Genomic DNA, 12210 nt, shown 5'->3' with positions numbered 1-12210 from the left:
GCGGGCGACTACGGGTTGGCGACGAGGCCCAGCTCGGCGACGCTGGCGGTGAGGCGGTGGCGGGGCAGCACCCGCACGGTGTAGCCGAACGGGCCGGTGCGGCCGAGCGGGATCGTGCCCTCGTAGCGGTGACCGCCCTCGCCCTCGCCGACGAGTTGCAGCGACAGCACCTCCGGGGCGAGGATCCGGTCGGTCTGGTCGATCCGGCCGTAGGAGGCGAGGACGTCGACGTCGGCGGGGGCGAGCCCGCCGAGGTCGATCGTGGCCCGCACCACCAGGGACTGGCCCACCTGGGGGGTGTCACCGAGCCCGGCGGAGTCGACGTTGAGCACCCGCACCCCCGACCAGGCGGCGCGGACCCGGCTCTTCCAGGCGGCGAGGTCCCGGGCGCCGGCCAGGGCGTCGGCGGCGGCGGCCCGGGCGGAGACGCTGGCCGGCACGTAGTACCGCTCGACGTACTCCTGCACCATCCGGCTGGCCAACACCTGCGGGCCGAGGCTGGACAGGGTGTGCTTGACCATCGCCGTCCAGCGCCGCGGCGGGCCGTCGCCGGCGTCGCGGTCGTAGAACCGCGGGGCGACGGTGTTCTCCAGCAGGTCGTACAGGGCGGCGGACTCGATGTCGTCGCGCCGGTCGGGGTCCTCGACGCCGTCGGCGGTCGGGATCGCCCAGCCGTTCTGGCCGTCGAACATCTCGTCCCACCAGCCGTCCCGGATGGACAGGTTGAGGCAGCCGTTGAGCGCCGCCTTCATCCCGGACGTGCCGCACGCCTCCAGCGGGCGCAGCGGGTTGTTCAGCCAGACGTCCGAACCGGAGTAGAGGAACCGCGCCATGCCGATGTCGTAGTCGGGCAGGAACACGATGCGCGAGCGCACGGCCGGGTCGTCGGCGAACTGGACGATCTGCTGGACGAGCTGCTTGCCGCCGTCGTCCGCGGGGTGCGCCTTGCCGGCGATGACCATCTGGATCGGCCGCTGCGGGTGCAGCAGCAGCCGGCGCAGCCGGTCGGAGTCACGCAGCATCAGCGTGAGCCGCTTGTAGGACGGCACCCGGCGGGCGAAGCCGATGGTGAGCACGTCGGGGTCGAAGACGGACTCGACCCAGTCGAGCTCGCCGGGGGCGGCGCCACGCTCCAGCCAGGAGGCACGCACCCGGCGGCGGACCTCGGCGACGAGCCGTTCCCGCAGCTGGCGGCGGGTGGCCCAGACGACCTCGTCAGGCAGGACGGAGATCTTGGCGAAGCCGGCCGCGTCGTCGGCGAGCAGGCCCGGCCCGGGCTGGCGGTCGGCCAGCTCGATGACCGCCCGCGACACCCAGGTCGGGGCGTGCACGCCGTTGGTCACCGAGCCGATCGGCACCTCGGCGGCGTCGAACCCGGTCCACAGCCCGGCGAACATCTCCCGGCTGACGATGCCGTGCAGCTTGCTGACGCCGTTGGAGCGCTGGGCGAGCCGCAGCCCCATGTGGGCCATGTTGAACACGTTCGGGTCGGGCTCGACCCCTAGCTCCAGGATCCGTTCGACCGGCACGCCAGGCCAGGAGTTGTCCCCGCCGAAGTGGCGGGCGACGAGGTCGCGGGGGAAGCGGTCGATGCCGGCGGGCACCGGGGTGTGCGTGGTGAACAGCGTGCCGGCGCGGGCGGCCTCCAGCGCCTCGTCGAAGCTGAGCCCGGTCTCGACGAGCTCGCGGATCCGCTCCAGGCCGAGGAAGCCGGCGTGGCCCTCGTTGGTGTGGTAGACCTCCGGCGTCGGCGTGTCGGTGACCGCCGCGTAGGCGCGCAGCGCCCGCACGCCGCCGATGCCCAGCAGCATCTCCTGCAGCAGCCGGTGGTCGGTGCCGCCGCCGTAGAGCCGGTCGGTCACCCCACGCTCGGCCGGCTGGTTGTCCTCGACGTCCGAGTCCAGCAGCAGCAGCGGCACCCGGCCGACCTGCGCCTTCCAGATCTGCGCGTGCAGAGTGCGGCCCTCGGGCAGCCCGACGGCCACCTTCACCGGCACGCCGGCGGCGTCGGTGAGCTGGGTCAGCGGCAGCCCGTGCGGATCGATGCCCGGGTAGCGCTCCTGCTGCCAGCCGTCGCGCGACAGCGACTGGACGAAGTAGCCCGCCCGGTAGAGCAGCCCCACGCCGATGATCGGCACCCCGAGGTCGCTGGCGGTCTTGAGGTGGTCGCCGGCGAGGATGCCGAGCCCGCCGGAGTACTGCGGCAGGACCTCGGTGATGCCGAACTCCGGCGAGAAGTAGGCGATCGCCGCCGGCGCGCCCGGCAGCTTCTGTCGCTGGTACCACAGGTCCGCGGAGAGGTAGTCCTGGAGATCGTCCGCTATGTCGGTGAGCCGGCGCACGAAGCGGCGGTCCGCGGCGAGCGCGACGAGCCGGTCGTGATCGACCTCGCCGAGCAGGCGTACGGGGTCACCCTTGGTGGCCCGCCAGAGCTCGGGATCGACCGACTCGAACAGGTCCAGCGTCTCAGGGTGCCAGGACCAGCGAAGATTCAGGACAAGTTCCCCCAGTGGAGCAAGCTGCTCGGGGAGCTGCGCACGGACGGTGAACCGTCGTAGGGCTCTCACGAAGACGTGAGCCTAGACAGTGCCGGTGACGTGAGCACACCCGGGTTCGACCTGCGGGTTACGTTCTCCGAACAACTCGCCGCCCGGCCGAACGATCAGTCGGAATCCTCCGGAAATGCACTCCCGAGACGGGCCGGTCTTGCTACTCGTCGTCAGGTGCGGAGGCCACCTTCGCGGCGAGGGCGGACATGACCGCGGGGTCCCGCAGGGTCGTGACGTCGCCGAGCTCCCGGCCCTCGGCGATGTCACGCAACAACCGGCGCATGATCTTGCCGGAGCGAGTCTTCGGCAGGTCGTCGGCCCAGACGATCCGCCGCGGCCGGGCCAGCTTGCCGATGCGCCGGGCGACGTGCTCGCGCAGCTCGGCCTCGACGGCGGAGTCGCCGGCCCGCTCGCCCGCCAGCGTCACGAACGCGACGATCGCCTGGCCGGTCTGCTCGTCGGCCTGGGCGACGACGGCGGCCTCGGCCACGGCCTCGTGGGCGACGATCGCGGACTCGACCTCGGCGGTGGACAGACGGTGCCCGGAGACGTTGATGACGTCGTCGATCCGGCCGATGATCCAGAAGTAGCCGTCGGCGTCGAGCCGGGCCGCGTCCCCGACCACGTAGGTCGTCGGGCCGAAGCGGGAGAAGTACGTCTCGACGAAACGCTCGTCGTCCTTGTACAGGGTGCGCAGCATCGACGGCCACGGCTGGGTGATCACCAGGATTCCGGTGCCCTCGGTGACGGGTCGGCCGTCCTCGCCCAGCAGCGCCGGGCTGATCCCGGGCAGCGGCCTCGTCGCCGATCCCGGCTTCGTCGGGGTGGCCCCCGCCAGCGGCGAGATGAGCACCGACCCGGTCTCGGTCTGCCACCAGGTGTCGACGATCGGGCAGCGCCCGCCCCCGATGACCAGGTGGTACCACAGCCACGCCTTCGGGTTGATCGGCTCGCCGACCGTGCCGAGCACCCGCAGCGAGGACAGGTCGTGGCGGGCGGGGTACCGCGCGCCCCACTTGATGCAGGTGCGGATCGCGGTCGGCGCCGTGTAGAAGACGGTGACCTTGTACTCCTCGACGATCCGCCACCAGATGTCATGGTCGGGGTAGTCCGGAGCACCCTCGAACATCACGCTGGTGACGCCGTTCGACAGCGGTCCGTAGACGATGTAGGAGTGGCCGGTGATCCAGCCGACGTCGGCGGAGCACCAGTAGACGTCGGTCTCCGGGTCGAGGTCGAAGACCGTCCGCAGGGTGTAGGTCGCCCCGAGCAGGTAGCCCGCGGTGGTGTGCAGGATGCCCTTCGGCTTCGCCGTCGACCCGGAGCTGTAGAGGATGAACAGCGGATGCTCCGCCGGCAGGCCGACCGCCGGGCACACCGGGTCGGCGGCGGCGAGCAGCTCGTCGTACCAGACGTCGCGGCCGGCGGTCATCGGCACCTCGGCGGCGTTCTCCCCCGGGCCGCGGACCACCACGATGTGCTCCAGTGCGGGCAGATCGCCGAGCTCGGCGTCGACGGCGGCCTTCACCGGCGCCCGGCGCCCCTTGCGCCGCGCCCCGTCGACGGTGATGAGCACCTTCGCGTCGGAGACCTCCATCCGCTCGCGGACCGCGGACGGCGCGAAGCCACCGAAGACCACGTTGTGGACCGCGCCGATCCGGGCACACGCCAGCATCGCGGCGGCCACCTCGGGAATCATCGGCAGGAAGATGCCGACGACGTCCCCGGCCCGCACGCCGAGGGACAGCAGCCCGTTCGCCAGCCGCTGGGTCTCGCCCAGCAGGTCGGCGTAGGTGACGTCGCGGTGCTCGCCCTCCTCGCCGCGCCAGTGGAACGCGACCCGCTCGCCCCGGCCGGCCTCGACGTGACGGTCCAGGCAGTTGGCCGACAGGTTCAGCTCACCGTCGGCGAACCAGGTGTAGAAGGGCGGGTTCGTGTCGTCGAGCACCTGGGTGAACGGCTTGTCCCAGGTGAGCAGCTCGCGGGCCGCGGCGGCCCAGAACGCCTGCGGGTCCGCCGCGGCGGCGGCCCGGTCGGCGTCCACGGGGCGGCGTCGGATGAACCCGGCCGGTGGATCGAAGCTCTCCACCGACAGCAGGCCCTCCAGCGTGGCCTCCAGGTCGGTCGTGGCCCTCAGGTCGGTCGTGGCACTCAGGTCGGTCGTGGCGCTCAGGTCGGTCGTGGCGCTCACGCCCGGATCGGTGGTCACGGTTCCTCCTGGACGAACGCTGTCTGGACGAAACGGTGTGTGGTGGGACACCGTCCCCGGTCTACCACGAAGACCGGTCGCCGCCCAGGATCACGCCGGGGCGGCGGGAGCCGGATCGGGCCGGTCGGCGCGCACCCGGTCCAGCAGCGCCGCCAGCACCTGCTCGCCCGCGAGCGCCCCCGCGGCGGCGGTGACGGCGACGTTCGGCGCCGACCAGCCGAGTTCGTGCAGCTCACCGTGGGCGGGCCGGACGGCGGCGTCGGCAGCCAGCAGCATCGGGATGTCCAGGACCGAGTCGCCGGCGGCCAGCAGCGTCGCCGTCGCGGCCCGGCGGACCACTTCGTCGACGGCCCGCTGCTTGGTCAGCACCGACGGCACCAGGTACACCTTGCGGCCCTGCGCCGACACCGACCAGCCGGCCGCCCGGGCCGCCGCGGTGACGCCGGTCAGGTCCGGGATGGCGGGCCGCTCGTGGGCGACGAGGTAGACGAACAGGTCGTCGGCGGCGCGGACCGTCCGGGCCCAGCCGCCGGCGGCGAACCGTTCGGCGAGGGCCAGCACCTCGGCCAGCGGCGCGCACGCGGCGGCCACCTCCGTCGCGATCCCGGCCGCCCACGCCGGGTCGGGGGCGCCGTCGACGAGCAGGTGCCCGCCGTTGGCCGCGATCGCGTACCGCGGCCGGATCCCGAGGTCGACGCGGCGGTACTGGGCGAGCGTGCGGGTGGTGACCGGGACGACGACGGCGCGGCGGTGCAGCTCGGCCAGCAGCGCGAGCTCCCGCGCGGTCGCGAAGGACAGCGGGGCGCCGTCGAGCCGCTCGACCTCGACCAGCTCCGGCTCGGCGGCGCCGGCCGGCAGCAGCAGCGAGCGCCGGGAGAAGATCAGCGTCTTGTCCAGGTCGAGGGCCACCAGGTGGCCGCCTCCCGCCGTCACGAGGCGTCCGAGGCGCCCGAGGGGGCCGAGGGATCCAAGGCCTGCGGGATGTCCGAGATATCCGGGCGCCAGCGCGCGTTCGGGGTGTGGAACACCGGCGCCACGCCGACCGGGCGCACCAGCCCCACGCAGGAGAAGGGCAGGTCGGTCATCTCCTCGACTTCGACGCCGCGGTCGGCGGCCAGCGCCAGGACGTGGGGCAGCTCGTCGACGCGGTCCGGGGCGACGAGAATGCGCCACGGCACCCGGCGCAGCAGCACCCGGGTGGTCTCGCCCACCCCGGGCTTCACCATGATCACGTCCGGGATGTCGTAGGCGGCGGCGATGCGCTCCACCGCCGCCCAGCCGGCCCAGGTCGGCCGCCGGTCGCCCGCCCACAGCCGCGGCCAGGTCTCGGCGACCTCGTCCGCGACCGCGTCGAACTGCGCGACGATCGTGGAGATGAAGTGCCGGGACAGGTCGTGCGGCGCGAGCTCGCCGTAGAACTTCGCGCCGTGGAAGTCGTCCGGGCCGATGTGCTCGGCGTTGAGGACGGTCCGGCTGACCAGCCCGCTGACCGTGGAGTTCAGGCAGGCACTCGGGATGAGGAAGTCGTCGCGGGTGCCGTACAGCGGCACGCACCGCGCCGGGTCGGCGAGCACGGCGAGGGTGTCGTCGAGCCCGAGGTCCGCGACCGCCTCGCTGAGCACCCGGGTCATCACCCCCTTGCCGGTCCAGCCGTCGACGAACTGGATCGCCCGGCGGTCGAACCGGTCGGTCAGGTAGCGCACGGCGTTCATGTCCACCCCGCGATCCTTGATCACGCTGATGGCGTGGTGCGGGGTGTCCAGGCCATGTCGCCAGCCGTACCAGCGGCGCATCAGGATCCCGACCGGCGTCCCGGCCCGAGCGATCGAGACCAGGACCGGCTCGGGCTTCGAGACCCGGACGAGCTCGGCGACCAGCCCCGTGGCCAGCGCCACCCGCCGGGCCGAGCGTTCCAGCGCCTGGTGGTAGAGGCGCAGGTAACCGGCGTCGGGCTGGTACTCGACGGGCAGGTCCTCGGAGTAGTGCCGGCCGGCCTGCATCGCCTCCTCGCGGTCCTCGGTGGGCCGTTCGAGGTCGACGGCGCTCAGGTCGGTGAGCAGGAAGGTGACGTCGGCCGGGTCGTACGAGCCCGAGCCGATCGTCCCCGCGAGCGCGGGGTCGCCCGGCCGCCCGGCCACCGGGGTCGCCGGCCCGGAACCGGTGGCGCTCATCGGGCCTGCTCCGCCACGGTCACGCTGGCACCGGTCACGCCGGCACCGATGGCGTCGGCGGGCCGCGGGGCCGGCCGGTAGGCGGGCAGGGTGAGCACGGTGACCGGAGCGCAGCGGCGCAGCTCGGCAACGAGGCCCGCCGGGTCGGCGACCGGCGCGGGCGAGGCGGCGTCCGCGCCGGAGTCGACGATCAGGACGATGTCGTCGTAGGCGCCGGGGCGCACGTTGTAGACGTGACTGACCCGGCTCGGGTCATCCGGCGCCGGGAAGGTGAGCGCCGCCCGGATGGCATAGCCCTCGACGTCGACGGGATGGACCGGCGAGCGGGTCGTCGACTGGTAACGGACCTCGCCGCCACCGGCGGCGGCCAGCGTGTCCGCGATCCGCATCGGGGTGTACATCAGTTCCTCCGTCCCCAGGACGAGTGTGCGGCCATCCGGCCGCGTCAGCGCCGCGCGCACGGCGGCGGCGACCGGTGCCAGGGCGTCGTCGAGCCGGCGCCGGTGGGCCGGCGACCAGCCGTACCGGCCGCCTTCGGGCAGGTCCGACGGCCAGTCGGCGGTCAGCCACCGGACCGGCTGACCGGCCTCGGCGGGCGGAGGGACCTCGGCGGGCGGAGGGACCTCGGCGGGCAACGCGATCGCGTCGGACGGCGAGGGCCCGTCAGGCGACGAGACCGCGGCGGGCGGCACGGGCGCGCGGAAGCGGGCGCGGATGCTCGCCGCCCGGTCGGCGATCTCGGGCGGCACCGTGACGGTGGCCGCGATCAGGGCGACGACGTCGATCCGGACGCCGAGCTCGGCGGCGAGGTCGGCGAACGCCGTGCGCGCCGCGGCCGGCCGAGCGTCGACGAGTGTCGCCACCACGTAGCGCCCGCGGGGAGCGTGGGCGTGCAGGATGCGGATCGTGCCGAGGGCGGTCCGTCCGGTCGACAACTCGTCGTCAACCAGCACGATCGGCTCGCCGCCGCGCAGGATCGCCGGATCCTCGGGAACCAGCCAGTGGTGGGAGGCGTGCGAGTGCGACTCGGTGAACTCCAGCACCGGCGGCACCCCGGGCAGGTCCCGCCTGGTGGTGTGCAGGTAGTGGCTGCCCGCCAACCCATCGGCGACCGCGTGGCCGAGTGCCGTCGCCGTCTCGCAGTAGCCGATGACGAGCGGTCCGGCCGCGGCGAACCCGGGCAGGGCCCGCACCAGGGCCGCGAGACTCGCCCCGGCGGCGAGGCCCGCGCCCGGCGCGACCGGCAGGTGCTTGCCGAGCACCCGGCTGACCAGCAGGTGGGCGCGGCGCGGGTTGCGCCGCAGGGCCAGCCCCACCAGCGCGTCCAGGCCCCCGCCGAGCACGTCCGCGCTCACCTCGACGGCGAGCCCCAGCTCCGACCACAGCCAGCCTGGGTCCGCGGGCACCGGGCCGGGATCGCCGGCCGGCCGCGGCGGCGCGGCGTCCCCGGCGGCGGGGGTGCCCGCGGGCGTCGTCGTGGTCATCGGGCGGCCCCCGCGCTGCCGTGCCCGCGGGTCGCCGCCAGTACCTCGACGAAGGTGTCGCCCTCGCGCAGGACCCCGAACGCCCTGGCCCGGCGTAGCACCGCCTCGGCCCAGGCCCTGTGCGGGCGCAGCTCGTTCATCTTGTTCGCGTAGCTGCTCGGGCGGACCCCGCCGGCATCCCCGGCGAGGATCGTCTCGGCATCGGTGAACTCCTCCTGGCTGACGACGTGCAGTGCGTGCACGGCCGGGATGTGGCTGGGATGGATCACGGTCTTGCCGATCAGGCCGTTGGCCTTGTCCAGGACGACCTCCCGGATCAACCGGTCGAGGTCGGCCGAGACCAGCGCGCTGCGCATCCGGATCGCCTCCTGGCTGCCGTCGACCCGATCGGCCTGCGCGAACGGGGTCACCCGCAGCGAGCTGACGAACAGCCGCTCCGACTGGGCGAAGTACTCCCACACCGGGCCGGTGACGATGTGGTCGCCGCCGCGGGCGCAGATGTTCACGATGTCGGCGATGCAGTCGCGGACCACGGCGATGTCGTAGATCGTCAGATCACGGTCGCGGCGCAGCCCGAACAGCCCGCACAGGTCGGTGGCGCCGAGCCGGATCGCGAGCACCTGCTCGGCGTGTTTGTCGACCAGTCGCCGCACGGCCATGAGCGCCTCGACGCGAGTCTCCCGATTGATCACCGGGGGACTTTCCAGCACCGGCATCGCCCACAGCGGCCGGCCGATGACATCGGACGCCCGCAGCACCGCCTCCAGCGCCGCCTCGCCGCCCTCCTCGGCGAACTTGGGCAGGACGAACCCGGCGAGGCAGCGGGCGCCGGCCGGACCGAGCCGGGCGATCAGGTCGGGGATCTGCCCGACGGCGCGCACCCGGACGAACAGCAGGGGCATGCCGTCGCCGGAACGCGGGGGGTCGTCGGCGAGCGAGCGCAGCGCCGCGACGACGTTGGCCTCGGCGTCGGCCACCTCGGTGTCGGCGATCGAGTCCTCCAGGCAGATCACCATGGAGTTCGCCCCGGCCGCGGTCTGCCGGCGCACGTCGGACGACAGCCGGGAGCGGGTGCCCGGCGCATACAGCGTCGCGCCGAGCGCGGTGGCCAGCAACCGGCGGTCCCCGTCGACGGCGATCTCCTCCGGCGGGCGGTGGAACAGGGTTTCGATCGTCTCGGTGTCGAGGAAGGCGAAGTGGCGCAAGCGACGTTCCCCTCGTGAAAGGCGGCGGCGTCGCTCGATCGAGGTCCCCGGTTCGGTGTGCGCCGGCCGGGCCGACAAGATCGTCAAACGTCGCCTTTCGGGTGACGGTACCTGCCCGGGGGCGTCTGACGACAGACAACGACAACCGTCAGTCAGCCGACATTCGGCGGTCACCCTGAGGTCATCGGCAGGCAGCCGACCTGCAGCTGAGCACCCGGCACCGCCTCGTGCGGCGGACCCCGGGCACGGCGGGGCCGCGTGGTACGACGGGCCCGGGGAGAGGCCCGGGGAGAGGCCCGGGGAGAGGCCCGGTGAGGGAGCCCCGGGGAGACCTGCGGCGGGCAACGGCGCGGGGCCGGGACGGATCACTCCGCCCCGGCCCCGCGCCGCGACATGCCGCTGGCCCGCCGGCCGGCGCCCGGTCAGCTCGATCCGGTGCCGAACAGCTTCTTGTACTCGGCGGCGGACTTCGGGTTCTGCCCGCCGTTCGTGATCGTCGAGCAGACGTTACCGGGGGTGGGATCGCTGAAGTAGGCGTCGTAGCCCATCACGTCACCGGCCGCCTTGAACGTCTCGAACATCTTCTTGATGTAGAACGGGTTGTCGCCGCCGCCGTTACCGCTGCAGGAGGCCACGCCCCATTCGCCGACCCCGACCTTCTTGCCGTGCTCCCGGGCGAACCGGATGACGTAGCACAGCCCGTTGACGTCCTCGCACTGCTTGTTCCACGTCGCGTCGTCCTTCGACGGCGGGAAGTGGTCGTAGGAGTCGATGCCGACGTAGTCGACGTACTCGTCACCGGGGTAGGCGCCCCACGGGCTGTTGCCGCTGGGAACCGGAGAGTTGTGCGCGTTGAACGTCCAGTCGATCTTGACCTGCGGGTCGGTGGACTTGATGGCCGCCGCGATCTTCTGGAAGCAGGTACGGAATGTCGTGGGGTCGGCGTCGGCGTGCCAGTACATGAACGTTCCGTTGAACTCCCAGCCGATCCGGACGATGGAGTCGGCCCGGCCGTGGTCGACCAGGAAGCTGCCCAGTTTCTTCCATTCGGAGTCGTACTCACCGCGGGCGCAGGCACCGTTGTTGCCCTGTCCCTTGGGGTAGGTCGGCTGGCTGATCAGCAGCTTGCCGGCGAACCCCTTGAACAGGTCGACCGGCCAGGTCGGCTGCACGAGCCCCGCCCAGCCCTGGGTCCGGCTGGTGTAGACGTGGACGAGGTCGTTGGGCCGCCCACGCCAGTTGCCGAACTCCGCCAGCTGCGCAAGCTGGTGCGACTGGAAGCCTGACAGCCAGGGCAGGCCCGACTTGGTACCGCCCGCGTCGCCGGCCTGCGCGCCGCCGGTCGCCGGGGTGGAGGCGCCGGTCGTGGCGGTCGGGCTGGCCGGCGGGACCGTCGGCAGCCCGGCGGCCGACGGCGAGGCGGCCGACGCGGACGGCGAGGGGGAGCCGAACTGCCGGCGGCCGCCCTGGCCCACGGCCGCGGATGGTGCGGGGCTCGTGGTCGGGCTGGGCGACACGGTGACGCCGGCGGTGGGCGCCTGCTGCGGCGAGGCACTCGGCGTCGGCGACCCTGCGGCGTCCGGACTCGGCGACGCGGCGCCGGGGCTCGGGGTGGTGGTGGTGCCCGGGGTGGTGGTGTCGGAGCGCCGCACGGGCACGTCGGGCAGCGCCGGCGCGGCCTTGAACTCCTGCGCCGCCGCCTCGGGGCCGGTCACGTCGAGGGCGTCGGCGGCGGTGACGGCGCCCTGGGTCGCCTTGACGTTGACCGTGCCCTTGAAGTCCGCCGGGACCCGGAAGCCCAGGATGAAGCGACCGTCGGCGTCCGCCTTGGTCAGCGCGCTGCCGCCCAGGCTGGTGGTCTCGGCGGCGACGGTGACGTCGTCGCCGGCGGCGAAGTCACGCCCGCCGACGAGCACGATGTCCTCGTCGAACAGGACCAGCGTGATGCGGCTGCGGGCCTGCGGGGTCATCGTGGAGATCGGGACCCCGGGCTGGGCGGTGCCGGCGGGCCCGGCGGACGCCGCCGGGGTGGCGCTCGGCGACGCCGGGGACGGCTGGGGGCTCGGCGTCTCCCCCGCGGCCTGCGCCATCGGGGTGACCGCCTGCAGCAGGCCGGCGACGAACACGGAGACCAGGCCGAGCCGGGCGCCGGTGCGGACCGGTCGGCGGGCCCGGCGGTGACCGGGGCCGGAGCGGCCGGGCGCGCCACGAGGTCGAGTGGGAGGGGAGACCGGACGGCCGACCTGAGGGGAAGGTCGGCGACGAGAGGTCGAGACCATGCTCGCGCGCTGCCTTTCGGGGTTGGCGTGAGACGCACCCGCCGAGCGCACTGCACACCGACAACGGAGCATGGCCGGATCACGACCGTTGATGACGCGTCCCCTCCAAGCAGGTCGCCTACGCGACCGCTCAGCGCCCCATCAGAGCTCGACGACACCGTGGCGGGCGCGTCGACCGGGCTGCCACTGCGGCCCGTCCGTGACGCCGACCGTCTCCGACCTCGGGTCAGGACGGTTCGACAGATGCTCCGGCCGGGCGCCGAACACCCACCTGGCCGGTACTGGAACTACGCGTGATGGAACCAATCGTAAG

The 12210-nt window shown here is 73.4% G+C and carries 7 protein-coding genes; all 7 read right to left on the bottom strand.

Going from position 1 to position 12210, the window contains the following annotated elements:
• Positions 1-8: 8 nt before the first annotated feature.
• Positions 9-2567: an alpha-glucan family phosphorylase gene (gene glgP / locus FRAQA3DRAFT_RS27145; RefSeq protein WP_009742255.1), complete on the bottom strand. Its 2559-nt coding sequence runs from the start codon at positions 2565-2567 to the stop codon at positions 9-11.
• A gap of 142 nt (positions 2568-2709) precedes the next feature.
• The gene (acs, locus tag FRAQA3DRAFT_RS27140; protein ID WP_051054653.1) at positions 2710-4722 is read right to left on the bottom strand and encodes an acetate--CoA ligase; all 2013 of its coding nucleotides are present in this window, start codon (positions 4720-4722) and stop codon (positions 2710-2712) included.
• Positions 4723-4848: 126 nt separating this feature from the next.
• Positions 4849-5691, bottom strand: a complete 843-nt coding sequence (locus FRAQA3DRAFT_RS27135; RefSeq protein ID WP_009742253.1) for a hypothetical protein — start codon at positions 5689-5691, stop codon at positions 4849-4851.
• Complete coding sequence (locus FRAQA3DRAFT_RS27130) at positions 5688-6929, bottom strand: cysteine protease StiP family protein (protein WP_009742252.1); 1242 nt, start codon at positions 6927-6929, stop codon at positions 5688-5690. Before FRAQA3DRAFT_RS27130 ends, FRAQA3DRAFT_RS27135 begins: the two co-directional genes overlap by 4 nt.
• Positions 6926-8413 (bottom strand): phosphoribosyltransferase family protein, encoded by a 1488-nt coding sequence (locus tag FRAQA3DRAFT_RS27125; protein WP_009742251.1) that lies wholly within the window; start codon positions 8411-8413, stop codon positions 6926-6928. The genes FRAQA3DRAFT_RS27130 and FRAQA3DRAFT_RS27125 overlap by 4 nt, the downstream gene beginning before the upstream one ends.
• The gene (locus FRAQA3DRAFT_RS27120; protein ID WP_009742250.1) at positions 8410-9618 is read right to left on the bottom strand and encodes an HpcH/HpaI aldolase/citrate lyase family protein; all 1209 of its coding nucleotides are present in this window, start codon (positions 9616-9618) and stop codon (positions 8410-8412) included. The genes FRAQA3DRAFT_RS27125 and FRAQA3DRAFT_RS27120 overlap by 4 nt, the downstream gene beginning before the upstream one ends.
• 422 nt (positions 9619-10040) lie before the next feature.
• Positions 10041-11897 (bottom strand): glycoside hydrolase family 26 protein, encoded by a 1857-nt coding sequence (locus FRAQA3DRAFT_RS27115; protein ID WP_035921588.1) that lies wholly within the window; start codon positions 11895-11897, stop codon positions 10041-10043.
• Between the last annotated feature and the right edge of the window lie 313 nt (positions 11898-12210).

The sequence above is a fragment of the Frankia sp. QA3 genome (genome assembly GCF_000262465.1).
Lineage (GTDB): Bacteria > Actinomycetota > Actinomycetes > Frankiales > Frankiaceae > Frankia.
This window is presented reverse-complemented; position numbering and strand designations above follow the sequence as displayed.

What these genes read in the sequence shown, in the direction of transcription:
- FRAQA3DRAFT_RS27130 (WP_009742252.1), bottom strand. Translation starts at nt 6,929, where the DNA reads ATGAGCGCCACCGGTTCCGGGCCGGCGACCCCGGTGGCCGGGCGGCCG.
- FRAQA3DRAFT_RS27115 (WP_035921588.1), bottom strand. Translation starts at nt 11,897, where the DNA reads ATGGTCTCGACCTCTCGTCGCCGACCTTCCCCTCAGGTCGGCCGTCCG.
- FRAQA3DRAFT_RS27125 (WP_009742251.1), bottom strand. Translation starts at nt 8,413, where the DNA reads ATGACCACGACGACGCCCGCGGGCACCCCCGCCGCCGGGGACGCCGCG.